The organism is Nonomuraea deserti, from assembly GCF_004348685.1.
Lineage (GTDB): Bacteria > Actinomycetota > Actinomycetes > Streptosporangiales > Streptosporangiaceae > Nonomuraea > Nonomuraea deserti.
In genome coordinates, this window is sequence record NZ_SMKO01000078.1 from 14,582 (window position 1) to 41,522 (window position 26,941).

Genomic DNA, 26,941 nt, shown 5'->3' on the forward strand with positions numbered 1-26,941 from the left:
AAAGACCTCACCGCTCCCCGGAATCCTATATTCAGGACAGCGCCCGCCAGAGAATCCGTGAGACGCCCTGCGGTGGCTCCGCTCCGCGCAGCGACAACCAGGCCAGCCGGTGGCGGGTGGCGTAAGCGGCCAGCGTACGCGCGTCCGACGCGCCCAGATCGGAGCCGCCGGCCAGCACCGGGGTCAGCGCGATGCGCTCCCACGCCTCGCGGGGATCGTCCAGGTCCTGCGCCCGCGCGATCTGGACGCGGGCCGCTCGCACGGCCGTCGCCACCCTGCCCAGCCGGATGCGGTGCGCCGTGCTCCGCCCGAGAGCGGCCAGCAGGTTGACGGTCCCGATGTCCGCGCCCGCCCGGCGGGTGGTCCGCAACATCGCCGCGTCGGCCGGGCTCAGCCCTCCGGGCCTCAGCGGCAGGGTGAAGCTCACGCGCAGGTCGCGCTCCTGCTGCAGGGTGTGGATGGCGCGCGCCCTGCGCAGCACGGCGGCCTTGTCGGCGCTGTCGCGGACCTCGAAGTCGACGGCGGCGGCGTCGTACGTTCCGACGATCCTGCGGTAGGCGGTGGCGAGCGCGCCGGGCCGGGTGCACGTCGTGGCCAGCTCGCGCCCGCCCGGCCCGCCGAACACGAGCACGGCGTCGCCGCCCAGCGCCCTGAGCCGGCCGATCGGCTTGCCGGGAGCGGGGGAGCCCGTCCACGTCGGCACGCAGCCCTCGCCCCCCGCGACGAGGTGGCCGAGCGCGTACTGCCGGACGCCGGTGCGGCGGGACAGCGCGGGAAGGTCGAACTCGGGCTCGCCGGCGGTGTCGACGAAGGTCACGTACGTCGTCGGCGGCGGCTCCTCGGAGACCACGGGCGAGAGCGACGGCGACGGCCGCGCGACCGGTGGCGGCGCAGCCGGCGGAGGCGCGCCGTCCGCTGGGAGCAGGCGGATCGCGGCGCCGGTGCCCGCGACGAGCGCGAGCGCCCCCAGGATCGCCAGAGGACGCGGGAGCAGGCCGGGCTCCCTGGTGTGCCGCGGCATAGGCCACCCCGTGTGTTCGGTCGGCTACGTACAGCGCTGGCGGGTGCACGCTACCAACCACGGGCGGCACGGCGCGGCCCTTTTCAGATTCGCGTCCGTTGTGTGCGGATAATGTGGGCATGAAGCTGCGGATCTTCACCGAGCCCCAGCAGGGCGCGACATATGACGACCTGCTCAACGTCGCAAAGGCCACCGAACGCCTTGGTTTCGACGCTTTCTTCCGGTCTGACCACTACCAGCGCATCGGCCCCGGCGACCCGGGTCCAGGCTCGACCGACGCGTGGATCACGCTTGCCGGCCTGGCCAGGGAGACCTCGAGGATCCGGCTGGGCACGCTGGTGAGCCCGGCCACGTTCCGGCTGCCGGGGCCGCTGGCGATCAGTGTGGCCCAGGTCGACCAGATGAGCGGGGGCCGGGCCGAGCTGGGCTTCGGCACCGGCTGGTACGACGGCGAGCACGCCGCGTACGGCATCCCGTTCCCGCCGACGGGCGAGCGTTTCGCGCGCTTCGAGGAGCAGCTCGAGATCATCACGGGCCTGTGGACGGCGGAGAAGGGCTACTCCTTCGAGGGCAGCTACTACCGGCTCGCCGACTCGCCCGCCCTGCCCAAGCCCGTCCAGCGGCCCAGGCCGCCGGTGATCATCGGCGGGTTCGGCACCAAGCGCACGCCCCGGCTGGCGGCGACGTACGCGGACGAGTACAACGTGCCGTTCCGTACGCTGTCGGAGACCAAGGAGGCCTTCGACCGGGTGCGTGCGGCGTGCGAGAGCACCGGGCGCACCGTGCTGCTGTCGACGGCGCACACCACGGTCGTGGGAGCCGACCGGGCGGAGGTCGAGCGTCGTGCGGCGGCCATCGGCGAGAACCCCGACACCCTGCGCGAGCACGGCCTGGCCGGCACCCCCGCAGAGGTGGCCGAGAAGATCGCCAAGCTCGCCGAGCTCGGCGCGGAACATGTTTACCTGCAGATCCTCGACCTGGCCGACCTGGAACACCTGGAGCTGATCGCCGCCGAGGTGCTTCCGCACGTGGCGTAATCGATTGGCGGCGCTTCGCGTGGTTACGGCACACTTGGGCGGGTGCTGCTGACGATCACGACCACCGCGAGGCCCGCCACCGATCTCGGCTTTCTCCTGCACAAGCATCCCGAGCGCGTGCAGGAGTTCGGCCAGTCGTTCGGCACGGCCACGGTGTTCTACCCCGAAGCCGGCGACGAGCGCTGCACGGCGGCGCTCGTGCTCGAGGTCGACCCGATCGCGCTGGTCAGGTCGCGCGGCAAGGGCTCGCCCGACTTCAGCCTGTCGCAGTACGTCAACGACCGCCCCTACGCCGCCTCATCGCTGCTGGCCGTGGCGCTGGCCGACGTGTTCCGCACCGCGCGGGCCGGCCGGTGCAGGGCCAGGCCCGAGCTGCCGGGCACGCCGCTGCCGCTGGAGCTGCGGCTGCCCGCGCTGCCCTGCCGGGGCGGGCCCGACCTGGCGCGGCGGCTGTTCGAGCCGCTCGGCTGGGAGGTGGCCGCGCAGCCGATCGTGCTCGACGACGGCTTCCCGGAGTGGGGTGAGTCGCGCTACGTCCGGCTCACCCTGAGCGGGTCCGCCCGCCTGGCCGACGCGCTCAACCACCTGTACGTGCTGCTGCCGGTGCTCGACGACGGCAAGCACTACTGGATCGCGCCCGACGAGGTCGACAAGCTCATCAGGGCCGGGGAGGGATGGCTGCACGGCCACCCGGAGCGTGGCCTGATCACCCGGCGCTACCTGGGGCGGCGCTCCAAGCTGGCCCGCACCGCGCTGGCGCGCCTGGCCGAGCTGGGCGACGAGACCGAGGAGCAGCTCGAGCCCGCGGTCGAGGAGGACGCGCCCACCGGCGCGACCGCCGCCGACGAGGCCGCCGAGGCCGCCGAGGTGACAGAGACCGCAGGGCCGTGGAGCGCGGAGACGGAGACCGCTGCCGCCGCCGGCGAGCCCGCCGAGCCACCGGCCGGCGTCGGCGCGGCCCAGGACGCCGGAGCGCAGGACGCCGGAGCGCAGGACGCCGGAGCGCAGGACGCTGATGTTCAGGACGCTGATGTTCAGGACGCCGGGGTTCACGACGGTGGGTGTGGTGGCGCACCCAAGGGCAGGCCGCTCAGCGCGCGGCGGCGCGAGGCCGTGCTCGCGAAGCTGGAGCAGCTCGGCGCGGCCAGCGTGATCGACCTCGGGTGCGGCCATGGCGAGCTGCTCGGCGCGCTGCTGGCCAGGCCCCGGTTCGCCAGGGTCGGCGGCATGGACGTCTCGTCGATGGCCCTCACCATCGCCGCCCGCAAGCTGCGCCTCGACCGCATGCCCGACAGCAGGCGCGCCCGGCTCACCCTGTTCCAGGGCGCGCTCACCTACACGGACAAGCGGCTGTCCGGCTACGACGCCGCCGTCCTCATGGAGGTGATCGAACACGTCGACCCGCCTCGGCTGGCCGCGCTCGAACGCGTCGTGTTCGCCCACGCCAGACCCCGGCACGTGCTCGTCACCACGCCCAACATCGAGCACAACGTCCGCTACGAGTTCCTGACCGGGCTGCGCCACCCCGACCACCGTTTCGAGTGGACCCGCGCCGAGTTCGCCGCCTGGGCCACCCGGGTGGCCGGGGAGCACGGCTACCAGGTGGCGTTCGAACCGGTCGGCGACGACGACCCCGAGGTCGGCCCGCCCACCCAGATGGGAGTGTTCACCCGTGATCAGCGTTCCTGAGCTCTCCCTCGTGGTGCTCGTCGGCGTCTCCGGCAGCGGCAAGTCCACGTTCGCGGCCCGGCACTTCGGGCCCACGCAGGTCATCTCCTCCGACTTCTGCCGGGGCCTGGTCTCCGACGACGAGAACGACCAGTCGGCCACCCCGGCGGCGTTCGACCTGCTGCACCACATCGTCGGCGTGCGCCTGGCCAGAGGGCTGCTCACCGTCGTCGATGCCACCAACGTCCAGTACGCCGCCCGCAAGAGCCTCATCGACCTGGCCAGGAAGCACGACGTGCTGGCGGACGCGATCGTGCTCGACGTGCCGGAGGAGGTGGCGATCGAGCGCAACGCCGCCCGCCCCGACCGCGACTTCGGCCCCGGCGTGGTGATCCGGCAGCGCAAGGACCTGCGCCGCTCGCTCGGCAAGATCTCGCGCGACGGCTTCAGGAAGGTCCACGTGCTGCGTGGCCTCGACGAGATCGACGCCGCCACGATCGGCTACGAGAAGGCGTGGTCCGACAGGACGGAGCTGACCGGCCCGTTCGACATCATCGGCGACGTCCACGGTTGCCGCTCGGAGCTGGAGACCCTGCTGCTGGAACTCGGCTGGCAGCGCGGTCCGCAGGGGTTCACGCATCCCGGGGGCCGCACCGCGGTGTTCGTCGGCGACCTGGTGGACCGCGGGCCCGACACGCCGGGCGTGCTGCACCTGGTCATGGACATGGTCGAGGCCGGCGCCGCGATCTGCGTGATGGGCAACCACGAGCAGAAGCTGGTGCGCGCGCTCAACGGGCGCAAGGTCAAGGTCGCGCACGGCCTGCAGGAGTCGCTCGACCAGCTCGCCGCGCAGCCGCCCGGGTTCACCGAGCGCGCCAGGACGTTCATGGACGGCCTGCTCAGCCACTACCGCCTCGACGGCGGCCGGCTCGTCGTCGCGCACGCGGGGCTGAAGGAGGCCTACCACGGCCGCGCCTCGGGCAGGGTGCGCGCGTTCGCCCTGTACGGCGACACGACCGGCGAGACCGACGAGTACGGCCTGCCGGTCCGTTACCCGTGGGCCGACGAATACCGGGGCCGGGCCACGGTCGTCTACGGCCACACGCCCACCGTCGCCCCCGAGTGGGTGAACAACACGATCTGCCTCGACACCGGCTGCGTGTTCGGCGGCCACCTGACGGCGCTGCGCTACCCGGAGCGCGAGATCGTCCAGGTGCCCGCCGAGAAGGTGTGGTACGAACCGGCCAAGCCGCTCGGCGCCGCCCAGGTGCGCGATCCCGGCATGCTCGACATCAACGACGTGATCGGCACCCGGCACGTCGAGACCAGGTTCGGCGCCCGGGTCAAGATCATGGAGGAGAACGCGGCCGCCGCGCTGGAGGTCATGAGCCGGTTCGCGGTCGATCCGCGCTGGCTGGTCTACCTGCCGCCCACCATGGCGCCGCCGGAGACCTCCACGCTCGACGGCTACCTGGAGCACCCGCACGAGGCGTTCGAGGAGTTTGCCGCCGCCGGGGTGCGCGAGGTCGTGTGCGAGGAGAAGCACATGGGTTCGCGGGCCGTCGCCGTGCTGGCCAGGACGCCGGAGGTGGCCGCCGCCCGGTTCGGCGTGAGCGACGGCAGCGCGGGCGCGGTGTTCACGCGCACCGGGCGGCCGTTCTTCGCCGACACCGCGCCCCTGGTGGCACGGCTGCGCGAGGCCTGCGAGCCGCTCTGGGCGGAGCTGGGCTCCGACTGGGTGGTGCTCGACTGCGAGCTGCTGCCCTGGTCGGCGAAGGCGGGCGAGCTGATCAGGTCGCAGTACGCCTCCGTCGGGGCGGCCGCCCGCGCCGCGCTGCCCGAAGCGATTGCGGCCCTGGAGGCGGCGGCAGGTCGCGGGCTGGACGTCGGCGATCTGCTCGACCGCACCCGGCGCCGCTCCGGCAACGCCGCCCTGTTCCGCGACGCGTACGCGCGTTACTGCTGGCCGGTCGACGGGCTGGAGGGGATCCGGGTGGCGCCGTTCCAGATCCTGGCCTGCGAGGGGAGGGCCACGGCACTGGAGCCGCACGCCTGGCACCTGTCCACGCTGGGGCTGCTCGACTCCCCGCTGATCGCCAGGACCGAGCACGTCTTCGTGACGCTCGGCTCGCCCGAGTCCCGGGCCGGGGCCACCGCCTGGTGGGAGTCGATGACAGCGGCGGGCGGCGAGGGCATGGTGGTCAAGCCGGCCGCGTACGCGCCGGGCCGCGTGCAGCCGGGGGTCAAGGTGCGGGGGCGCGAATACCTGCGGATCATCTACGGCCCCGACTACACCGAGTCGCTCGACGTGCTGCGCAGGCGGTTCCTCGGCAAGAAGCGCTCGCTGGCGCTGCGCGAGTACGCGCTGGGGCTGGAGGCGCTGTCGCGGCTGGCCGACGGCGAGCCGGGATGGCGCGTCCACGAGCCGGTCTTCGCGGTGCTGGCCCTGGAGTCGGAGCCGGTCGACCCCCGCCTGTGATGGGCATACGTGCGTGACCTGCGGGTAGTTCCCCCGGCCTGGGGGAAGGACCTGCATGGCTACTCAGCACACCCATCAAGAGCATCTGAGTCACGTCGTGTTCATCACGGCGGCGGCGGCCGTCGGCGGGTTTCTGTTCGGGTACGACAGCTCTGTCATCAACGGCGCGGTCGTGGGGATCCGGAACCACTTCCGCGTGGGGGCGTTCGAGATCGGGTTCGTGGTGGCGATCGCGCTGCTCGGCTCCGCCCTGGGCGCCTGGATGGGCGGCCGGCTGGCCGACCGGCTGGGGCGCACCCGGTCCATGCAGGTGGCGGCGGTGCTGTTCGCGATCAGCTCGATCGGGCAGATGCTGCCGTTCACCGTCTGGGACCTGGGGTTCTGGCGGATCGTCGCGGGTTTCGCCATCGGCATGGCGTCGGTGCTCGGGCCCGCGTACATCGCCGAGGTCGCTCCGGCCGCCTACCGGGGGAGGCTGGGCTCATTCCAGCAGCTGGCCATCGTGCTCGGCATCGCGGTCTCGCAACTGGTCAACTACGTGATCGCCAGCCGCGCCGGCGGCAACGTCAACAATCTCCTGGGGCCGCTGCAGGCCTGGCAGTGGATGCTCGGGGCGTGTGTCCTGCCGGCCCTGCTCTACCTGCTGTTCGCCCTGGTCATCCCCGAGTCCCCGCGTTACCTGATCATGTCGGGGCGGAGCAGGAGGGCGCGCGAGGTGCTGGCCGAGGTCGAGGGTGAAGACATCGACCTCGACGCGCGGGTGGCCGAGATCCAGCACGTGCTGCGCACCGAGAACGTGCCGGGGCTGAAGGACCTGCGCGGGCCCGCGCTGGGACTGCTGGGGATCGTCTGGGTCGGCATCGTCCTCTCGGCCTTCCAGCAACTCGTCGGCATCAACGTGATCTTCTACTACTCGTCCGTGTTGTGGCAGTCGGTCGGCATCAACCAGGCCGACTCGCTGCTGATCAGCTTCTCCAGCTCGATCATCAACATCATCGGCACGTTCATCGCCATCTCGCTGGTCGACAAGATCGGCCGACGGCCGCTGCTCATGATCGGGTCGGCCGGGATGGCGATCTCGCTGGCCACCGCGGCGTGGGCGTTCAGCGCGGCGCGGTTGGTGGAGGGGACGGTGTCCCTGCCGAACCCGCAAGGGGCGATCGCGCTCGTGGCGGCGAACGTGTTCGTGCTGTTCTTTGCGCTGTCCTGGGGTGTGGTGGTCTGGGTGCTGCTCGGCGAGATGTTCCCCAACCGCATCCGCGCCGCCGCCCTGGGCGTCGCCGCCGGGGCGCAGTGGATCGCCAACTGGCTGATCACGGTGTCGTTCCCGGCGCTGTCGGCGTGGAACCTGTCGCTCACGTACGCCGCGTACACGATCTTCGCCGTCCTTTCCTTCCTGTTCGTCGCCAGGTGGGTCAGGGAGACCAAGGGACGCAAGCTCGAGGAGATGGGCTGAGCCGGCCGGCGTGGCCGGGGCCCGCGACCCCGGCCACCCTCGATCGAGTCCCCCGGTGGGGGATCACTTCGTGACGAAGTCCTGCGTCCAGTAGATCCGGCCCTGGCCGTCCTTCTTCGCGCCGACACCGATGAGGTTGTATCGGCAGTTCATGATGTTGGCCCGGTGGCCGGAGCTGTTCATCCAGGCCCGCACCACGGAGGCCGCGGAGGGCTGGCCCCAGGCGACGTTCTCTCCCCATGCCCGGAACCCGGTGAGGCCCGCCGCCTCGATGCGCTGCCGCAGGTCTGGGCGGCCGGGGAGTTTGTGCGCCATCTTGTTCTGCTCCGCCATGTCGGAGGAGTGGCCGACGGCGGCGGCGCGAAGCTTCGGGTCGTGCTCGAGCGGCCCGCAGCCACCCTTGGCGCGTTCGGCGTTGGTCAGCTTGACGACCTCGTTCTCCACGGCCGTGCCCACTCCGCCCGAGGACGGGGGAGGCGTCGACGGCGTGGGGGTGGCGTCGTCGCCGGGGTCGCACGTCAGCTTGGCGGCCTTGGACTTGACGGTGTGGCCGCGGTAGTCGGTGGCGAACGCGTAATAGGTGCCCGGCCGGCAGTTGATCTTCAAGGTGATGCGGCCGTTCCTGGTCGCGCCGCTCTTGACGACCGGGTCCCGGCCCGGCACGGCGCGCTTGATGCGGATGCGGAGGAGCGCGGGGCCGAAGCACCCGCGGCGGACGGCGAATGACGTGATCTTCTGTGCCTTGCTGCCGAGCCGGGGCTTGGCCACGTTCACCCGGCACGCGGCCTCGGATGTGGTGGCGGCCTGCGCCGTGCCGAGCGGCGCGCCCAGCGCCGCCACGGTCACGAGACCGGCGAGTACCCCAAGGGGTCTACGCATAACGGTGTGCCTCCAGTTGCGATAGACGCTGGATGGGACCGCATTCTGTCGGGAAAGCTATCGATTTGTCATCGAATCGCGATAAAAGCAGGTAAACCAGGGTGACTCCTGAGGCGACGTCCGCGATCACGCGGGCAGTCCGCTGTCTCCCGTGCTGGGTCGCCGGTTGAACCGGTTAGGCCGTACCCGCCGGAGTGCTCCCTTCATGCCCCGGCGCGTGGCAGGTCCGCCGTGGGAGCGTTTGCGGGGGCACGTCTCGAAAGCGTCACGGCCCTTGACGTAAGCGTCACCAGGAATTTACGTTCGCGGTACTTATCCGGTTCAGCAGGCCGTTACCGGCCTGCGACTACTGAAGAAGTGATCGCTCACCGGCCAGCGGGCGGGAGTGTGCTCGCCGTCCTGATGGGAGCGCTCCCATAGGGTGCCGACCCGTTCGAAGCCGCTCATCGGGGTTGCCCAGCAGACGTGCGAACCTTCGCGCCTGGCGCGGAGGAAGGAGAGAAGAGATGCGTATCCGGGCTCGGATCCTCATCCCGGTCGTGGCGGCGGGCCTGCTGGCCACGGCCTGCACCGGCGGCGGATCCACGCCGAACCCGCCGGCCTCACAGGCGCAGGGCCGGTCCGGCGCCGCCAGCGCCGACCCCAACCAGCTGCCGCGCAACGAGACCCTGTACACCACCGGCACCCAGTGGGGCCCGCCACTCAACTACAACCCCATCCGCGAGTGGGACTCCGCCGTGGGCACCAAGGGCCTGGTGTACGAGACGCTGTTCCACTACGACACCAACGCGGCCAAGCTCGTCCCGTGGCTGGCCGAGAGCGGCTCGTGGACCGATGACACCACCTACGAGCTCAAGCTCCGCCAGGGCGTCAAGTGGTCCGACGGCCAGCCGTTCACCGCCAAGGACGTCGCCTACACCTTCGAGCTCGGCAAGATGGAGACGATCCCGTTCCACAACCTCTGGGACTGGCTGGAGAGCGTCAAGGCGACCGACGACCAGACCGTGACGTTCACCTTCTCCGAGGCCAACTACCAGCAGTGGGACTACATGCTCTACAGCCGGGCCATCGTCCCCGAGCACGTCTGGAAGGACCGCTCGGAGAAGGAGGTGCTCGACGGGACCAACGACAACCCGGTCGCCACGGGCGCGTACACGTTCATGAGCAAGGACCAGGACCGCGTGGTCCTGCAGCGGCGTGACGACTGGTGGGGCAAGACGGCGCTCAGCATGGAGCCCAAGCCCCGCTACATCGTCGACATCGCCACGCCGAGCAACGAGGTCGCGATGGGCATGCTGCTGCAGAAGGGCCTCGACCTCAGCAACAACTTCCTGCCCGGCGTGGCCAACCTGGTGCAGGGCAACTTCGGCCTGACCACCTACTACAAGGAACCGCCGTACATGTTGTCGGCCAACACCGCCTGGCTGGTGCCCAACACCACGAAGAAGCCGATGGACGACCCCGCCTTCCGCAAGGCGCTGGCCTCGTCGATCGACGTCAAGAAGATCGTCGAGAGCGTGTACGGCAACCTCGTCAAGGCATCGAGCCCGACGGGCCTGCTCCCGCAGTGGGACGAGTACGTGGACCAGAACGTGGTGTCCGCGTCCGGCTTCGCCTTCGACACGGGCAAGGCGAAGAAACTGCTGGCCGACGCCGGCTACAAGGACGGCGACGGCGACGGGTTCGTGGAGAACAAGGACGGCTCCAAGATCAGCCTGACGCTCATCGTGCCGTCGGGCTGGACCGACTGGATGGAGTCGGCCCGGTCGATCGCGACCAGCGCCAAGGCCGCCGGCATCCAGGTCACGCCCGACTTCCCCGACTTCAACGCTCTGGTGGAGAAGCGCACCGAAGGCGACTTCGACCTGCTCATCAACAACGAGCGCCAGCTGTCCAACTCGCCGTACACCTACTACGAGTACATGTTCCAGCTGCCGGTCAGGAAGCAGCAGAACACGGTCAACTTCGCCCGCTACGAGAACGACAAGGCCTGGGACCTCGTGCAGCAGCTCGACCAGGTCAAGACCGACGACACCGCCGGCATGCAGAAGATCATCTCGCAGCTCCAGCAGATCCATTTCGACGACATGCCGATCATCCCGCTCTGGTACAACGGCCTGTGGGCGCAGCACAGCACCAGCACGTGGAAGAACTGGCCGGCCGCGGAGGGCAGCGCACCCAAGACGGGCGCCGTCATGTGGCGCAACTGGTTCGAACTGGGCGGCTTCGAGACGCTCACCCAGCTCCAGCCCGCCGGCTCCTGACCTCTGACCGTTCACCCCTCCGCCCCGCGCGGCTCGGGCCGCCAGGGGCGGAGGGCCCTCTCGGAGAACACGCGTGCGTCGCTACTTCAGCAGGAAACTGCTCATCTACGGATTGACCTTCTTCGTCGCCGTCACGGTCAACTGGCTGATCCCGCGCTTCATGCCGGGCGATCCGGTGGCCGGCATGGTGGCGCGGGCGAACGTCGCCCAGCCCGAGGCCGTCGAGGCGATGCGGGCCTACTACAACGACCTCTTCGGCTTCGACCAGCCGCTCTGGCAGCAGTACGTGAACTTCTGGGGCGCGATGTTCCGGGGCGACTTCGGGATCAGCATCTGGTTGTTCCCGACCCCGGTCAGCACCGTGATCAACGGGGCGGTGCCGTACACGCTGGGCCTGATCATCCCGTCGGTGCTGCTGAGCTGGGTGGTGGGCAACCGGTTCGGCGCCTACGCCGCCCGGCGCAAGCTGCTCGACAACACCGTGCTGCCGGTCGGCTACGTGCTGACGGCCATGCCGTACATGTGGCTGGCGGTGCTGCTGGCCTGGGCGCTCGGCGTGATCGCCGGCCTCTTCCCCGTCGCCGGCGGCTACAGCTTCTCGATGCGGCCCAACTGGTCGTGGACGTTCGTGCTGGACCTGCTGCACCACTGGACGCTGCCGTTCCTGTCGTTGTTCCTGGTGGCGCTGGGCGGCTGGGCGATCGGCATGCGCAACATGATCATCTATGAGCTGGAGTCCGACTACTCCAACTACCTGTCGGCGCTCGGCGCGCCCGCCCGGCTCATCCGCAGGTACGCCTTCCGCAACGCCGTCCTGCCCCAGATCACCGGCCTGGCCCTGCAACTGGGCGTGCTCGTGGCGGGAGCGCTCGTCACCGAGATCGTCTTCGCCTACCCGGGCCTGGGCAGCCTGATCCTGAAGGCGATCCAGAACCAGGACTTCTTCCTGCTCCAGGGCACGTTCCTGTTCATCGTGCTCGGAGTGCTGATCGCCAACTTCATCATCGACATCGTCTATGTCGTGGTCGATCCGCGGACCAGGGCGGGAATGGCGGGTGCGCAGGCATGACGACACTCCAGGAGACCGAGCCGCGCGAGCGGGAGGGGGTGCGCCGCGAGGCGCTCCACTTCGCCGTGCGCAACGGCAAGCTGATGGCCGGGTTCGGCATCGTGGTCGTGCTGCTCGTGCTGGGCCTGGTCGGGCCGCTGCTGGCCGGTGGCACGCCCAACGATTACGGCACCCGACCCATGAGCCCGCCGTCGGCCGAGCACTGGCTCGGCACCACCACGTTCGGCCAGGACATCTTCCTCCAGTTCGTGCACGGCCTGCGCGCCACCTTCCTCGTGGGCGTCATCGGCGGCGGCATCGCGGCGGTCATCGGCATGCTCGTGGGATTCGTGGCCGGCTACCGGGGCGGCGCGGTCGACGAGGTGCTCAACATGCTGACGAACGTCATCCTCGTCATCCCCACGCTGGCCGTGCTGCTGATCATCAACGCCTACCTCGGCATCCGGAGCGTGGCGGTGCAGGGCCTGTTCATCGGCCTGACGCAGTGGCCGTGGGCGGCGCGGGCGATCAGGGCGCAGACGTTCTCGCTGCGTACCCGGGAGTTCGTGGACCTGGCGCGGATGAGCGGATCGGGCACCTGGCGGATCATCTCCAGGGAGATCGCGCCGAACATGAGCTCCTACCTGTTCATGACGTTCATCCTGCTGTTCGGCGGCGCGATCCTCATCGCCTCCTCGCTCGACTTCATCGGCCTCGGCCCGACCGAGGGCGTCTCGCTCGGCCTGATGTTGCAGAACGCCAACCAGTGGAGCGCGCTCCAGCTCGGCATGTGGTGGTGGTTCGTGCCGCCGGGAGCCGGCATCACGGCGATCGTGGGCGCCCTGTACGTCGCCAACGTCGGGCTGGACGAGGTCTTCAACCCGAAACTGAGGGAGACATGAGCCTGCAGGTCAGCGAGCTGAGGGTGTACTACAGGACGCTCAAGGGCGAGGTGCGCGCGCTCGACGGCATGACCTTCGAGCTCGGCGACGGCGAGATCCTCGGCCTGGTCGGCGAGTCCGGCTGCGGCAAGAGCACCCTGGGCAAGAGCCTCATCCGCATGGACGGCCGCATGCGCCACGTCGGCGGCACGGTCGTGCTCGACGGCCAGGAGCTGCCGATCGGCGACGACCGCGCGATGAACGACTTCCGCTTCCGCGAGGTCTCCCTCATCCCGCAGTACGCCATGAGCGCGCTCAACCCGACCCGCAAGCTGCGCAAGATGGTCACCGAACTGCTCAGGTCCAGGGGCTCGGCGGTGGACACCGCCGAGCTGGAGCGCCGGATGGACCAGGTCGGCCTGCCCCGCGAGGTGCTCGACCGCTACCCGATCGAGCTGTCGGGCGGCATGAAGCAGCGCATGGTGATGGTGATCTCCACGCTGCTCGACCCGTCGCTGCTGATCGCCGACGAGGTCACCTCGGCGCTCGACGTCTCCACGCAGAAGGCCGTCGCCCGCGCCCTGCTGGGCTTCCGCGAGAGCGGCTACGTCAAGAGCATGATCTTCGTCACGCACGACATCGCGCTCACCCACCACATCGCCGACACGATCATGGTCATGTACGCGGGCAGGCTCGCGGAGAAGGCGCCGGCCGACGTGATCGTCAAGGCGCCCCGCCACCCGTACACGAAGCTGCTGCTCGACTCCCTGCCCGAGGTCGGCGTGCGGTACGCCGACCGCCGGCTCGAGGGCATCCCCGGAAGCCCGCCCTCGCTGCTCGACCCGCCCACCGGCTGCCGCTTCCGCGCCCGCTGCCCGATCGCGGGAGACGAGTGCGCGCAGGACCCGCCGGTGGCCGAGCTCGCCCCCGACCACCACGTCGCTTGCTGGAAGGCCTGATGCTCAGACTCGACGACGTCACCAAGGAATTCAGGATCGGCGCCTTCGGCGGCAAGAGCGTCACGGCCGTGCGGGAGGTGAGCTTCGAGGTCGTCCCCGGCGAGGTCGTCTCGCTGATCGGGGAGAGCGGCAGCGGCAAGAGCACGATCGGCCGGATGATCCTCGGCCTGAACCCGGTCACCCGCGGCTCGATCACCTTCGACGGGCGGCCCGTCCGGGCGGGCAAGGAGTACTACCGCCACATCCAGGGCATCTTCCAGGACCCGTTCAGCTCGTTCAACCCGGTGTTCAAGGCCGACCGCGTGTACAACATGATCAAGGAGGCGTACTACCCGGCCGTCCCCCGGGCCGAGTGGGCGGAGCGCGTCGAGGCGGCGCTGCGGGACGTGCGGCTCAACCCCGGCCAGGTGCTCGGCAAATACCCCCACCAGCTCAGCGGCGGCCAGCTGCAGCGCCTGCTCATCGCCCGCGCGCTGCTGCTGGACATCAAGCTGCTGGTCGCCGACGAGATCACCAGCATGCTCGACGCCTCCACCCGCATCGACGTGCTCAACCTGCTGGCCGAGCTGAAGGCCAGAGGACTGGGCGTGCTCTACATCACGCACGACCTGTCGCTCGGCACCTACCTGGCCGAGCGGACCGTGGTGCTGCGCCGGGGGAGCGTGGTGGAGATGGGGCTGACCGGCCGCGTCTTCGGGGACCCGCTGCACCCGTACACGCGCGAGCTGCTGTCGGCCGTGCCGCGCATGAACCAGGCCTGGGACGACGCCACGCCCGTGGACTCCTGCGTCCACCACGAGCGCGGGGCCTCCGGCGCCCTGATCGAGGCCGAGCCGGGGCACTTCGTGGCGTGCGCCCGGCTGGACACCTGCCCTTAGGAGACGCCTGTGAGTTCGTACCGTCCGCTGCACGACGGCTGGACCCTGTCGGCCGTCCCGGGGGGACCGGCGGACGTGCCAGCCCCGGCGATCGCCACGGTGGCGGCGACCGTGCCCGGGTGCGTGCACACCGACCTGCTCGCCGCCGGCCTCATCGACGACCCCTACCTCGACGACAACGAGCGGCGGCCGGCCTGGATCGGCCGTACGGCCTGGGCCTACCGGACCTCCTTCGCCTGATCGCCGGACGAGCACGAGCGCACCGACCTGGTGTGCGAGGGCCTCGACACGGTCGCCGCCGTCGAGCTCAACGGGGTACGGGTGGGCGCCACGGCCAACGAGCACCGCTCCTACCGCTTCCCGGTGCGCCACCTGCTGCGCGCGGGCGAGAACACCCTCACCGTCCGCTTCGGCTCGGCCTACGACTACGCCGAGGAGCACAGGGCGGCGCTCGGCGCGCGGCCCGCCTCGTACGCCGAGCCGTACCCGTTCATCAGGAAGGCCGCCTGCAACTTCGGCTGGGACTGGGGGCCGACCGTGGTCACCGCCGGGATCAGCCGCCCGATCGGGCTGGAGAGCTGGAGCGGCGCCCGCCTCGCCGAGGTGCGCCCGATCGCGCACGCCGACGGCCGCGTGGAGGTGCACGTACGGGTCGAGCGGGTCACCGAGGCGCCGGTCACCGTGACCGCCGAGGCCGCCGGGGTGACCGCCGGGCAGCGGGTCGGCGGGCGCGCGGCCGTGCTCGCGCTGCGGGTGCCCGACCCCGAGCCGTGGTGGCCCCGGGGGTACGGCGAGCAGCCCCTCTACGACCTGACCGTGCGCCTCGGCGAGCAGGAGTGGCGCGGCCGGGTCGGTTTCCGCTCGGTCGAGCTGGACCGGGAGGCGTTCAGGCTCCGGGTGCACGGGGTGCCGGTCTTCGTCAAGGGCGTCAACTGGATCCCCGACGACTGCTTCGCTCCCCGGATCACCGGTGATCGGCTGGCCGAGCGGTTCGGGCAGGCCACCGCCGGCGGCACGATCCACATCTGGGACGTGTGGAACCGCGCGGACTACACCCGCTACGCCGCCTACCGGCCCCGCTTCGTGGCCGAGTTCGGGTTCCAGGGGCCGCCGGCGTACGCCACGCTGCGCCGCGCCTCCTCCGACGAGCCGCTGACGCCGGACTCCTCGCACCAGAAGGCCGTCGACGGGCAGGGCAAGCTGCTGCGCGGGCTGGGCGAGCACCTGCCGGCGCCGGAGACGTTCGACGACTGGCACTACCTGACCCAGCTCAACCAGGCGCGGGCCGTGGCGTTCGGGATCGAGCGCTTCCGCGCCCTCATGCCGTACTGCATGGGGACGATCGTCTGGCAGCTCAACGACTGCTGGCCGGTCACGTCCTGGCCGGCGGTCGACGGCGACGGGCGGCTCAAACCGCTCTGGTACGCGCTGCGCCGCGCCTACGCCGACCGGCTGCTCAGCGTCCAGGACGGGGCGCTGGCCGTGGTGAACGACACCGGCGAGCCGTGGTCGGGCCAGCTGCGCCTCGTCCGGCGGTCCCTGGCCGGCGAGCCGCTGGCCAGGGAGGTCGTGCCCGTGCGGGCGGCGCCGAGGTCGGTGCTCAGGGTGGCGTTGCCGGGCTCCGTCGCGACCCCCGGCGATCCGGCGCGCGAGCTGCTCACGGCCGCGCTGGACACGGTCCGCACGGTCGGCTGCTACGCCGAGGACACCGCCGTGGCGTTCCCCGAGGCCGCCTACGACGCCCGCGCGGAACGCGTGCCCGGGGCACCGGGTGACCGTCACCGCCGCAAGCGTGCTGCGCGAGCTGACGCTCTTCCCCGACAGGCTCGACCCCGGAGCGGTCGTGGACGACCAGCTCGTCACGCTCCTGCCGGGGGAGAGCGTGGTCTTCCACGTCACCACGGACGGGAGCTGGACACCGGCGCGCTGACCCGGTTCCCCGTGCTGCGCTGCGTCAACGAGCCCGCGCCGGGCGGCATGCCTCAGTGCTCGTTGCCGGCACGCAGCCAGGTGATGTAGTCGGCGGCGGCGCGCTCGGTGTCGTAGGCGGGCCGGTAGCCGGTGTCCTGCCGGAGACGGGTGATGTCGAGGTGGGTCTGCTGCCCGGTCCCGCCTGTGGGCAGGTCGATCCTGGCGTCGGGGACGACCTTCTTGATCGCGGCGATGACCTCGGCGTTGGACGTCGCGCGGCCGGACGCGACGTTGTAGGTGCGGTGGCCGAGCCGGTCCGCCAGCTGGAGGAGCGCGATGGCCCGGCCCGTGTCCTTCACGTAGCACAAGTCGATCGAGTCCTCCGCGCGCGGGGGCGCGGCGAGAGTCGACAGGTCCGGTACGGTTCCGCGGGCGGCGGCATGGACGAGCTCGGGAGCGGCGAAGAACAGCGCGCCGTGGGGGTCGCGCGGTCCCCAGGTGGCCGAGACGCGGTAGTTGACGACTTCGATGCCGGTGGCGCCGGCCAGGTGCTCGTTGAGGAGCTCACCGATCTTCTTGAAGGTCGGGATCAGGTGGGGCGACGTCATGGGCAGGGGCATGTCCTCATGGAGCGCGCCGGTCAGGCCGGAGTAGACGCCGATCGTGCTCGCGACGCCCACGCGTCTCACCCCCCAGTCCTGGGCGGCCTGTATGACGTTGAGCAGGCCGCCCAGCGCCCTACGCGTGGCGTCGACGGGCTGATCGGAGCCGGGCGGCCAGGGCATGGACCCCGCGAGGTGCACGATGCCGGTGATCTTGTGGCGTTCGCCGACGTCGAGCAGGGCCGGCAGGTCCGTGATGTCGGCCTGCTCCACCGCCACCTGTGCGCCGGCGAGGTAGGCCGGCGCCTCGACCTTCCTGCGCTGGACCAGGACGCATTCCTCGCCCAGGTCGAGGAGTGCCTGGACGGTGTGGGACCCGATGAAACCAAGACCGCCGGTGACCAGAATCATGCCGAAACTCCTGTCTGGACTGTGTCCATGGCCGCCGCTGCTCATGTGGTGGTGGCGGGCGAACGCCCGCCGCGGCGGGCTCCGCATTAAACGGAGCGTTGTTCCGAAAACGATACGGAGCAGTGTTCCGTTTGTCAACGGCCGGCGGGGCCGGTCAGCGGCGGGAGTGGAACCGGCGGCGCACCACGCTGACGACCACGGCCGCGACCCACACCACGAGCAGCACCTTGAAGACGCCGAACCCGCCGAAGAACAGCCCGAGCATCATGGCCACGAACAACAGGGGCACGATCGGGTGCGGGCCGCGGTGCCGCCGCCACGGGTGGTGACCCCGGTGGTGGCGCAGGTCGCGGTGCGCGTGGCGCATCTCCTGCATCTGCCGCCGATGCGCGTGCATCGCCGCACGCCAGTCGCCCAGGTCGGGCTGGGGCGGGCGCGTGTGGTGACCGGGGCCGGGGAGGTCGGGCGCGTGGTGACCGGAGCCGGGGAGGTCGGCCGTGATGCTCGCCAGGTCGCGGGCCGTCCTGGCGGCCAGCGTCTGATCGAGGCGCTCGTCGAGCTCCTCGTGGGTCAGGCGGCCCTGGGCGAAGTGCTCGCGCAGGGCGGCCATCGTCTGCTCGCGCTCGGCGTCGCCGATGCGGAGATCGTTGCGGTCCATGTGCGGCTCCTCGCTCTCTCCGAACCGGCCATCGCGTGCGCCGGCCATCAGTGTGGTCATTCCTCGCCCGGCTCGTCGTCGGCCAGGATCTGGTACAGCCTGCGCCGGGTCTCCACTAGAGTCTTGCGCGCTTCGCGGATCTGCGCGTCGCTGCCGGTCTGCAGAATCTGCATCATGGCGAAGGCCGACTGCCGAGCGATGTGCCAGAGGTCGGCGGTGTTGTCGTCGATGTCCGGGCGCATCTCGTCCCATGGGGCCCTGACCTCGTCGGCGTGCGTCTCGACGTACGCGCTGCCTTCCTCGGTGAGACGGTAGGCCTTGCGGCCCTCGTGCTCCTCCGAGATCACCAGGCCCTCGTCGGTGAGCTGCTGCAACGCCGGATAGACGGCGCCGGGGCTGGGCTTCCAGCCGCCCTCGCTGCGCTCGGCGATCTCCTGGATGATCTGGTAGCCGTTGCGCGGCTCCTCGGAGAGCAGGGCCAGGATCGCGGCGCGCACGTCGCCCCGCTTGGCCTTGCGGCCCTTGCCGCCCCAGCCGCGGTGCCCGCCGCCCCAGGGGCCGCCGGGACCGCCGGGGCCGCCCCACGGGCCGCGCCCGAAGTCGAACGGGAACCCGGGTCCGCCTCGCCTGCCGCGGTGGCGGTGCTCGTGCGGGCCGCCGCGATGGTGGTGGCCGCCCATCTGCTCGAAGGCGTCGCTCATGGCCCTGAACGCCTCGCGGGCCGCTCGCTTGTATTCGCGCGCGCCGGGCCAGGGCCCGCCTGCTGCCTGTGCTGAACTCATTTTTCCCCCTATATCGCGATCTGTTCTCGATGCGTCAAAGATATATCGATGAAATGCCGTTCCGCAAGTCACGAAAAGGTGTGATCCAGATCACGAAAAAGTTGCGGAATCCGGGAACAGGCCGGGGGAGGTGGACGTTGTTCAGGTCAGACGAGGTCGTTCCGCGTCGGCAGGGCTGGGGGGTGCTGTCGCCGCGGAGACGACCTCGTCTGCGTTTGCGGGTGCCTTCCCCAACGTCGCGGCCTTCACGGCCTGGTCGCCCGGCATGCCTCGCCGCGTAAAGGACCTCTTTGCCGTACAGTCCGGATCATGATGGGGCACACGCATGCGATGACCGGGGCCATCGCCTGGCTGGGGCTGGCGCCGCCCCTTGCCGCACTGCCGCTGGTGAACGAGTCCACCCGGTTCGTGGAAACCGGGATCATGGCCACCGCGCTCAGTCCCGCCGAGTTGATCGCCGGCGCCATCATCTGCGCGGGCGCCGCGATGCTGCCCGACCTCGACCATCCGAACGCGACGATCGCGCAGACGTTCGGGCCGCTCACGTGGGCGCTCAGCAAGGTCGTGTCATGGCTCGGCGGCGGCCACCGCGGCGCCACCCACTCGCTCGTCTTCGCCGTCGCCATCGGGTTCGGGGCGCACTGGCTGGCCAACACCTATCCGATCGGGCGCGACATCATGGTCGTGCTGCTCATCGGCCTGGCGTTGCGCGCCATCGGCGTCGGGATCCCGGGGAACAAACTCGGCTCGATCATGATCAATATCGGCATGACCGCCGGGCTCTACGCCGTCTTCCTCTCTCTCGAGGTGGGCTACGCCTGGCTCGGGCTGGCCGTGGCGGTCGGAAGTTTCACGCACGTGGTCGGCGACTGCATGACCGAGCGCGGCTGCCCCGTGTTGTGGCCGCTGGGGGCGAAGTTCGTACTGCCCTGGAAGATCGGCATCAAGACGGGCAGGAAGTTCGAGCAGAAGATCCTCGCGCCGATCCTGTCCGTGGCCATCGTCGGACTGCTGTACTGGCGCCTGGCGCCCGTTTAACTTGATGTCGAGATACTTTTCCAGATATCTTGATGTCGAGACACCTGCTGCGCGGCCGCGAGTTAGGTTCACCTAACGTGCTTACTTGTTCGCTCGTGCGGCAGGATTTGGGGAGTGAACCCGACGCAGCGAGCGGAGTGGGGGCCCGATGAAGGAGGGACCCCGCGAAGTGAGTGAGGAGGGTGAGCGACCCATGAGCAGGAGTGAACCCGACGCAGCGAGCGGAGTGGAGACCCGGCACCACGGGAGCCGCGAAGCGCGTGAGGAGCGGGGAGCCACCCGCAAGCCTGAAAGATGTCTGATGGAGGAGGCGAACCACCGTGTCCGCGAACAGCTTCGGCAGCCGTGACACGCTACGCGTCGGCGACGCGTCATATGAGATCTTCCGGCTGGACGCCGTCGAGGGCGCCGCGCGCCTCCCGTACAGTCTGAAGATCCTGCTGGAAAACCTCCTCCGCACCGAGGACGGCGCCAACATCACCGCCGACCACATCCGCGCGCTCGGAGGATGGGACCCGAAGGCGGCGCCGAGCGTGGAGATCCAGTTCACGCCCGCGCGCGTCATCATGCAGGACTTCACGGGCGTGCCCTGCGTGGTCGACCTGGCCACGATGCGCGAGGCCGTGCGCGACCTCGGCGGCGACCCGGCCAGGATCAACCCGCTCGCGCCCGCCGAGATGGTCATCGACCACTCGGTCATCGTCGACTACTTCGGCCACCCCGACGCCTTCCAGCGCAACGTGGAGCGCGAATACGAGCGCAACCACGAGCGCTATCAGTTCCTGCGCTGGGGCCAGACCGCCTTCGACGAGTTCAAGGTGGTGCCGCCCGGCACCGGCATCGTCCACCAGGTCAACATCGAGCACCTGGCCCGCGTGGTCATGACCCGCGACGGGAAGGCCTACCCCGACACCTGCGTCGGCACCGACTCCCACACCACGATGGAGAACGGCATCGGCGTGCTCGGCTGGGGCGTCGGCGGCATCGAGGCCGAGGCCGCGATGCTCGGCCAGCCGATCTCCATGCTGATCCCGCGCGTGGTCGGCTTTAAGCTCAACGGCAAGCTGCCCGCCGGGGCCACGGCCACCGACCTGGTCCTGACGATCACCGAGATCCTGCGCAAGCACGGCGTGGTAGGCAAGTTCGTCGAGTTCTACGGCGAGGGCGTCGCGTCCGTGCCGCTGGCCGACCGGGCCACGATCGGCAACATGAGCCCCGAGTTCGGCTCCACCTGCGCGATCTTCCCGATCGACGGCCAGACCATCGACTATCTCCGCCTGACCGGGCGCTCCGAGGAGCAGATCGCCCTCGTCGAGGCGTACGCCAGGGCCCAGGGCTTCTGGCTCGACCCGGCCGCGCCCGAGCCGGAGTTCTCCGAATACATCGAGCTCGACCTCGCCACGGTCGTGCCGTCCATCGCCGGGCCCAAGCGCCCGCAGGACCGCATCGCCCTGTCGGCCGCCAAGAGCACCTGGCGTTACGACGTCCAGAACTACGTGGAGGACGGCGTCGACGAGGCGTCCAAGGAGTCCTTCCCGGCCTCCGACTCGCCCGCCTCCAACTCCACGGCCAACGGCGGGCGGCCGCACAAGCCGGTGCCCGTCACGCTGGCCGACGGCACCTCGTTCGAGATCGACCACGGCATCGTCTCGATCGCCGCGATCACCTCGTGCACCAACACCTCCAACCCGTACGTCATGCTCGGCGCGGCGCTGCTGGCCCGCAACGCCGTGGAGAAGGGCCTGACCCGCAAGCCATGGGTCAAGACCTCGCTGGCCCCCGGGTCGCAGGTCGTCACCGGCTACTTCGAGCGCTCCGGGCTCCAGCCGTACCTCGACAAGATCGGCTTCAACCTCGTCGGTTACGGCTGCACCACCTGCATCGGCAACTCGGGGCCGCTCCTGCCGGAGATCTCCGAGGCCGTCCAGGCCAACGACCTGGCCGTCACCGCCGTGCTGTCGGGCAACCGCAACTTCGAGGGCCGGATCAACCCCGACGTCAAGATGAACTACCTGGCCTCGCCGCCGCTGGTGGTCGCGTACGCGCTGGCCGGCACCATGGACCTCGACCTCGAGACCGAGCCGCTCGGCGTCGGCAGCGACGGCGAGCCGGTCTACCTGCGCGACATCTGGCCTTCGCCGGAGGAGATCGCGGCCGTGGTCCATTCCTCGATCGGGCGCGACATGTTCGAGCGCGACTACGCCGACGTCTTCAAGGGCGACGACCACTGGCGCTCGCTGCCGATCCCGACGGGCGACACCTTCGAGTGGGACCCCGACTCGACCTACGTCCGCAAGGCCCCCTACTTCGACGGCATGCCGGAGAAGCCGGAGCGGGTGACCGACATCACCGGGGCCCGCGTGCTGGTCAAGGTCGGCGACTCGGTCACCACCGACCACATCTCGCCCGCCGGCTCGATCAAGGTGGGCACCCCGGCCGCCCAGTACCTCAAGGCCAACGGGGTCGAGGTGAAGGACTTCAACTCCTACGGCTCGCGGCGTGGCAACCACGAGGTGATGATCAGGGGGACGTTCGCCAACATCCGCCTGCGCAACCAGATCGCCCCCGGCACCGAGGGCGGCTACACCCGCGACTTCACCCAGCCCGACGGCCCGGTGTCGTTCATCTACGACGCCTCCGTCCACTACGCCGCCGCGGGCACGCCGCTGGTGGTGCTGGCGGGCAAGGAGTACGGCTCCGGATCCTCGCGCGACTGGGCGGCCAAGGGCACGGCGCTGCTGGGCGTCCGCGCGGTCATCGCCGAGTCGTACGAGCGCATCCACCGCTCCAACCTGATCGGCATGGGTGTGCTCCCGCTGCAGTTCCCGGAGGGCGCCTCGGCGGCGGCCCTCGGCCTCACGGGCGAGGAGACGTTCGACATCACGGGCGTCGAAGAGCTCAACAAGGGCGGCATCCCGCAGACGGTGCACGTCAGGGCGGGCGACGTCGAGTTCGACGCGGTGGTGCGCATCGACACGCCCGGCGAGGCCGACTACTACCGGCACGGCGGCATCATGCAGTACGTTCTGCGGTCGTTGCTCGCCAAGTGAACTTCCCGAGCTCCCGGTCGGTCATGAGCCGGCCGGGGGCGACGGAGCCCGGCTCGTCGCCGGGGTTGGGCGCGATCCTCACGCGCCCGTTTCGGGGGAACCACCCGACACACTGAGAGCCGTCCGGCGGAACACCCTCCGCCGGGCGGCTCCTCGCATCGGAGGCCGCCTACCTCCCCGGAAGTAGCCGAAAAGGGACACTTTCCCCGGAACCACGCGATAGGGTCGGATTTTTAAGCGTGATCTTGCGGTTTGTCACAGGCTTGTGCAAGCCTTCTGCCGCTGCCCCCGACACCACGGAGAGGTTCATGGCCGAGGCACCTGAGGGTCCGCAGACACCCCAGCCGATCTCCACCACCGACGTGTGGGACCTCAAGGCGGACCCCGATCTGCTGGACACGCTGGCCACCGCATGGCGGAAGGTGAAGTCCAAGGCGAGCTCCGCCGAGGGCAAGGTCAACTCCGCCGCCCACACCGTGTTCTCCGAGGAGCACTGGACGGGTGACACCGCCACGTCGTTCAACGACTACCGCAAGAAGCTCACCCAGGACGTCGAGCTGTTCGCCAGCCACGCGGAGGGCGTCGCCAACGTGCTGACCCTCACGGCCAGCACGCTCCGCGTCCAGCAGGGGCTGCTCGACACCGAGCGCGAGAAGCTCAACGGGGTGCCCTCCAGCTCCGGCGCCGACGGGCAGCTGACCTTCCGGCCGCGCGACTCCGGACAGGCCACACTCGTCTCCGGCGCGATCAGCGCGGCCAGGGAGATCCGCGGGCGGGTGAACGAGGTGCTCGACGAGCGGCGCGAAGACCTCGAGTTCTACAAGGAGCAGCTCGACGCGATAGCCGAGCAGTGGCGGCCGCGTTCGGTCCGCCTCGTCAACCTCAACATCGGCCAGGGCGCGGGCAACGCACCCGGCGACTCGGGCGGCACCGACTCCGACGAGCTCGACGACATCGCCCAGGTGATCGCCGACGAGAACGCCGACATCGCCACCCTGCAGGAGGTCTTCGAGGTCGACATGGGCTCGCTGGAACGCGAGCTCGAGGAGCGCACCGGCGACGAGTGGGACGTCACGTTCGGGGAGGCGAGCAGCAAATACCAGGCCAGCGACGACTGGCCCATCCTCGGCGACCGCCCGTTCTCCCCGTTCGGCAACGCCGTCCTGGTGCGCGAGGGCGACGTCATCCAGGCGAGCGGCGACACCGAGAACGTCAAGCTCGACGTCGACGGCGGCAGCATCACCCTGCCGGGCAACCGTCCCGGCGAGGGCAACGCCGAGATCGAGGACGGCGAGGGCCGTTCGGCCGCCGTGGCGGAGGTCGAGATCCAGCCGAGGTGAGCGCCGGCCTGGTGGCCCGCCCGGCGGGTCACCAGTTGGGCAGCTCCACGTCGGCGCCCTGGCCGCCCATGTGATCGGAGGTGCCGTTGTCCGTCAGGGTGGGCGGCTCGTTGATCGGCAGGGCCGGCGAGCTGATGACGTGGTCGATCGGCTTGTCGCCCACCGGGGAGGTGCCGACGGGCTCGCCCTCGTCGTTCACGCCCCGCGAATAGACCGAGTAGCCCTCGTCCTGGAACTCCTCGATCGCCGCGCCCGAACCCGTGCCCTTGTGGTTCTCGCCGTCGAGGGTCGGGGCGTTCAGGTCGGCGCCCAGCAGCGACGGCCCGCGATTCATGGCCTCGTGCAGGGTGTCGATCTGGCCGGTGCGCACGTAATCGTCGTATTCGTGCAGGCCGTGGCTGTGGACGTGGGCGCTGTAGACGTCGAAACCCTTGGCGGCGTCGGCGAAGAGCCGGTCGGCGATGTCGTCATCCAGCGTCTCGAACGCGGTGACGACCTTGCCGAGCCTGGTCTCGTCGGAGTCGAGCACGCCGATGAGCACTCCGGACAGGTCGTCGGCCGACGCCGCGAGGTTGGCCAGCGCGGACCCGACCGGGGCGGCGTTGTCCGTGTCGCCGAACGCGTTGGAGCCGGGGACCGTGGGCACGGGCACGTAGGGGACCGCGTCCGGGCTTTCCGACAGGGCCCTGCGGCCCTTTTCCACTTCTTCGCGCGCCTTGCCGACCTCCCTGGCCAGCTCCCTGACGCGGCCGAATCGCATGCTTGCCTCGTCGCCCATGAACGCCAGCGTAGACGAAGGATCATCGGGTTGGTGACCGGTTGTCCCTTTCACCCCGAGCCCGCCGCTGTCGGGGCCGCTGTCGGGGCCGGGCGAAGACCCTGCCGGCAGTGCTTTTCGGCAGGGCTCGGCGGTCAGGCGACCCTGGTCGCGGGAGCCGACCAGGTGTCGCAGGCGGCGGGGGAGACGGCCCCGTAGCCGCGCTTGAGCCAGTGGACCCGGCTGGCGCCCTTGCCGTGGGTGCGGTGGCCGTCGTCGTCGCCGCTGGCCCGCGTCGCGTCGAGCAGCGCCGCCCAGTCGGCCTCCGAGCGGGCCAGGGAGCGCCAGACGCTGCCCAGGAACACTCCGGACAGGCAGTCGGCCTGGAGTTCGTAGCGGCGCTTCAGCTGGTCCTGGTGCGTCCGATCTGCCCGCGCCCTGACCTCGAAGGAGCGCCGGATGCCGAGCAGGCTCTGCAGGTGGTGGCCGTACTCGTGGGCGGCCACCTTGAACGGGTAGAGGTCGGTCCTGTTCTCGAGCCACCGGCCGGTCAGGGGGAAGACCACCGTGGCGCGCTCCGTGCAGTAGAAGGCGTCGGCGTACGCGGGCCAGCGCATCCCGCACACGGTGTCGGCCGGCTCCTCGAAGTAGCGGACGACGGGCTTGCGGAACGTACGCCCAGCCCGCTCAACGTACGCACCCCACGACTTGTCCAGACATTTCACGACCGTCTGAAGGTACTCCCGGGTGCGCGGGATGCCGCCGGAGACGATCGGCGTCTCGGGGCATGAGGTCGTGGCCAGCTTGCCCGCCTTCTTGGGGAACGGGTTGCGTACGGGCGCCGCCTGGGCGGAAGGGGCGGGCAGGCAGACGGACGCCAGGATCGCGGCGAGGGTCAGGACACGCGTCAACGGGAGGGATCGCACGATCGGCAGCTTAACGATCGGCGACGTGTGCACGATGAGAGCGCCATCCGGCGAAGCTCCCTTTCGCCGGGCGGCATGCTCATATCATCCGCTGGAGCACGGTGACCGCTTCCGCGACGACCTCTTCTGGAGCGGTGCCGACGAAGAAGTCAAGCCTGTCCGGCGAAATGGCGCGGATCTGCTCGATCATCGCCCAGCTTGTCTTGGCCAACCCGGTCCCGTCGCGGCCGATGCGGACGTGTGTGAGATAGCCGCGCTCCCGGGTGGTCAGCGGCACGGCGAGAATGAGCCCGAGCCTCGACTGGTTGAAGCGGTCGTTGCTGACGATCAGCGAGGGACGGTCGAAACCCTGCTCGCAACCGGTCGGACTGCTGAATCTGGTGAACCAGATATCACCTTGCGTGAGTTTCATCTTTCTCCTCGGGGAACGTGATCAGACCGTCCCACTCGGGCGCGATCCGGCGGGAGCGGGGGCGTGGTCCCAGCACGAACTCGCGTTCGGTGAGGTAGTCGGCCCATCCTTCGGGATCTTCACGCTGTGTGTGCTCGATCTGCTCGTTGACGGTCTGCCAGAACTGCTTCTGCTCGTAGTCGGCGATGGCGTCGTGCAGCACCTCGGTCATGGTTCGGCCCTCCTGGCGGGCGATTCGGGCCAGCCGGTCCCGGGTCGTGACGCTGACGCGTATCGTCGTCGCAGCTTTGGTGGACTTCATGCTCATACTCCTGAGGCTACGTCTGCGTCGCGAAAACCGTACACCAGCCATCACTCTCGTAGCCTGAATGGCAACGGAGAGTAAAGATGGTTGACTCTTCTGCATGACTGATACGGCATTTCTGCTGCTTGTTGGAGGTTTGGCGGTTTTCGCGGGCGCGATCGTGCAGGGCGGGGTGGGGTT

The 26,941-nt window shown here is 70.0% G+C and carries 22 protein-coding genes and 1 pseudogene; 14 read left to right on the forward strand and 9 right to left on the reverse strand.

From position 1 onward, the window contains the following. Positions 1–31: 31 nt before the first annotated feature. Positions 32–1,021, reverse strand: a complete 990-nt coding sequence (locus tag E1292_RS26090; RefSeq protein WP_132597844.1) for a glycoside hydrolase family 18 protein — start codon at positions 1,019–1,021, stop codon at positions 32–34. Between the two features lie 119 nt (positions 1,022–1,140). Between E1292_RS26090 and E1292_RS26095 the strand changes: the two genes are divergently transcribed. The 4 genes from E1292_RS26095 to E1292_RS26110 are packed head-to-tail and all read left to right on the forward strand — an operon-like array spanning position 1,141 to position 7,661. Continuing rightward, a complete protein-coding gene (locus E1292_RS26095) occupies positions 1,141–2,058 on the forward strand; it encodes an LLM class F420-dependent oxidoreductase (RefSeq protein WP_132597845.1) in 918 nt (305 codons plus the stop codon). Between the two features lie 42 nt (positions 2,059–2,100). Further along, positions 2,101–3,747 (forward strand): 3' terminal RNA ribose 2'-O-methyltransferase Hen1, encoded by a 1,647-nt coding sequence (locus E1292_RS26100; protein ID WP_132597846.1) that lies wholly within the window; start codon positions 2,101–2,103, stop codon positions 3,745–3,747. Next, positions 3,731–6,205 (forward strand): polynucleotide kinase-phosphatase, encoded by a 2,475-nt coding sequence (locus tag E1292_RS26105; protein WP_132597847.1) that lies wholly within the window; start codon positions 3,731–3,733, stop codon positions 6,203–6,205. Before E1292_RS26100 ends, E1292_RS26105 begins: the two co-directional genes overlap by 17 nt. A gap of 55 nt (positions 6,206–6,260) precedes the next feature. Beyond that, positions 6,261–7,661, forward strand: coding sequence for a sugar porter family MFS transporter (locus E1292_RS26110; protein ID WP_132597848.1), 1,401 nt, complete (start codon positions 6,261–6,263; stop codon positions 7,659–7,661). Positions 7,662–7,724: 63 nt separating this feature from the next. On the opposite strand, the gene E1292_RS26115 is transcribed toward E1292_RS26110, so the two are convergent. After that, a complete protein-coding gene (locus tag E1292_RS26115; RefSeq protein ID WP_132597849.1) occupies positions 7,725–8,540 on the reverse strand; it encodes a CAP domain-containing protein in 816 nt (271 codons plus the stop codon). Between the two features lie 506 nt (positions 8,541–9,046). Here E1292_RS26115 and E1292_RS26120 point away from each other — a divergent pair. The 7 genes and pseudogenes from E1292_RS26120 to E1292_RS26145 all read left to right on the forward strand — a co-directional run bounded on the left by E1292_RS26120 (position 9,047) and on the right by E1292_RS26145 (position 16,589). Further along, entirely contained in the window at positions 9,047–10,804 is a 1,758-nt protein-coding gene (locus E1292_RS26120) for an ABC transporter substrate-binding protein (protein WP_132597850.1), read from the forward strand. 73 nt (positions 10,805–10,877) lie between these two features. Continuing rightward, positions 10,878–11,873 carry an ABC transporter permease gene (locus E1292_RS26125; protein WP_132597851.1) on the forward strand — a complete coding sequence of 332 codons (996 nt, stop codon included), beginning with the start codon at positions 10,878–10,880 and terminating at the stop codon, positions 11,871–11,873. After that, positions 11,870–12,754, forward strand: coding sequence for an ABC transporter permease (locus tag E1292_RS26130; protein ID WP_132597852.1), 885 nt, complete (start codon positions 11,870–11,872; stop codon positions 12,752–12,754). The genes E1292_RS26125 and E1292_RS26130 overlap by 4 nt, the downstream gene beginning before the upstream one ends. Further along, entirely contained in the window at positions 12,751–13,692 is a 942-nt protein-coding gene (locus E1292_RS26135) for an ABC transporter ATP-binding protein (protein WP_132597853.1), read from the forward strand. Before E1292_RS26130 ends, E1292_RS26135 begins: the two co-directional genes overlap by 4 nt. After that, entirely contained in the window at positions 13,692–14,570 is an 879-nt protein-coding gene (locus E1292_RS26140) for an ATP-binding cassette domain-containing protein (RefSeq protein WP_132597854.1), read from the forward strand. Before E1292_RS26135 ends, E1292_RS26140 begins: the two co-directional genes overlap by 1 nt. Before the next feature lie 99 nt (positions 14,571–14,669). Continuing rightward, positions 14,670–15,119 (forward strand): annotated as a pseudogene (locus tag E1292_RS56150) (glycosyl hydrolase 2 galactose-binding domain-containing protein); the annotation flags it as partial. An 84-nt stretch (positions 15,120–15,203) separates the two neighbouring features. Continuing rightward, positions 15,204–16,589 carry a hypothetical protein gene (locus tag E1292_RS26145; RefSeq protein WP_439331905.1) on the forward strand — a complete coding sequence of 462 codons (1,386 nt, stop codon included), beginning with the start codon at positions 15,204–15,206 and terminating at the stop codon, positions 16,587–16,589. Here the strand turns inward: E1292_RS26145 and E1292_RS26150 are convergent. The 3 genes from E1292_RS26150 to E1292_RS26160 all read right to left on the reverse strand — a co-directional run bounded on the left by E1292_RS26150 (position 16,553) and on the right by E1292_RS26160 (position 18,934). After that, positions 16,553–17,494: an NAD-dependent epimerase/dehydratase family protein gene (locus E1292_RS26150; protein ID WP_132597855.1), complete on the reverse strand. Its 942-nt coding sequence runs from the start codon at positions 17,492–17,494 to the stop codon at positions 16,553–16,555. The two genes, E1292_RS26145 and E1292_RS26150, sit on opposite strands and share 37 nt — an antisense overlap. Positions 17,495–17,648: 154 nt before the next feature. Further along, on the reverse strand, positions 17,649–18,152 hold the full coding sequence (locus tag E1292_RS26155; RefSeq protein WP_165974744.1) for a DUF1707 SHOCT-like domain-containing protein: 504 nt from the start codon (positions 18,150–18,152) through the stop codon (positions 17,649–17,651). A 56-nt stretch (positions 18,153–18,208) separates the two neighbouring features. Further along, positions 18,209–18,934 (reverse strand): PadR family transcriptional regulator, encoded by a 726-nt coding sequence (locus E1292_RS26160; RefSeq protein WP_132597857.1) that lies wholly within the window; start codon positions 18,932–18,934, stop codon positions 18,209–18,211. Between the two features lie 309 nt (positions 18,935–19,243). Between E1292_RS26160 and E1292_RS26165 the strand changes: the two genes are divergently transcribed. From E1292_RS26165 to E1292_RS26175, 3 genes are all read left to right on the forward strand, one after another. After that, positions 19,244–19,972 carry a metal-dependent hydrolase gene (locus tag E1292_RS26165; RefSeq protein ID WP_132597858.1) on the forward strand — a complete coding sequence of 243 codons (729 nt, stop codon included), beginning with the start codon at positions 19,244–19,246 and terminating at the stop codon, positions 19,970–19,972. Between the two features lie 320 nt (positions 19,973–20,292). Beyond that, the gene (gene acnA, locus E1292_RS26170) at positions 20,293–23,022 is read left to right on the forward strand and encodes an aconitate hydratase AcnA (RefSeq protein ID WP_132597859.1); all 2,730 of its coding nucleotides are present in this window, start codon (positions 20,293–20,295) and stop codon (positions 23,020–23,022) included. Positions 23,023–23,330: 308 nt separating this feature from the next. Then, positions 23,331–24,362, forward strand: coding sequence for an endonuclease/exonuclease/phosphatase family protein (locus E1292_RS26175; RefSeq protein ID WP_132597860.1), 1,032 nt, complete (start codon positions 23,331–23,333; stop codon positions 24,360–24,362). A gap of 28 nt (positions 24,363–24,390) precedes the next feature. On the opposite strand, the gene E1292_RS26180 is transcribed toward E1292_RS26175, so the two are convergent. From E1292_RS26180 to E1292_RS26195, 4 genes are all read right to left on the reverse strand, one after another. Further along, positions 24,391–25,140: an endonuclease/exonuclease/phosphatase family protein gene (locus tag E1292_RS26180; protein ID WP_132597861.1), complete on the reverse strand. Its 750-nt coding sequence runs from the start codon at positions 25,138–25,140 to the stop codon at positions 24,391–24,393. Positions 25,141–25,274: 134 nt separating this feature from the next. Beyond that, a complete protein-coding gene (locus E1292_RS26185) occupies positions 25,275–26,045 on the reverse strand; it encodes a neutral zinc metallopeptidase (RefSeq protein ID WP_132597862.1) in 771 nt (256 codons plus the stop codon). Between the two features lie 79 nt (positions 26,046–26,124). Further along, a complete protein-coding gene (locus E1292_RS26190; protein WP_132597863.1) occupies positions 26,125–26,457 on the reverse strand; it encodes a type II toxin-antitoxin system PemK/MazF family toxin in 333 nt (110 codons plus the stop codon). Beyond that, positions 26,438–26,758: a hypothetical protein gene (locus E1292_RS26195; protein WP_132597864.1), complete on the reverse strand. Its 321-nt coding sequence runs from the start codon at positions 26,756–26,758 to the stop codon at positions 26,438–26,440. Before E1292_RS26195 ends, E1292_RS26190 begins: the two co-directional genes overlap by 20 nt. Between the last annotated feature and the right edge of the window lie 183 nt (positions 26,759–26,941).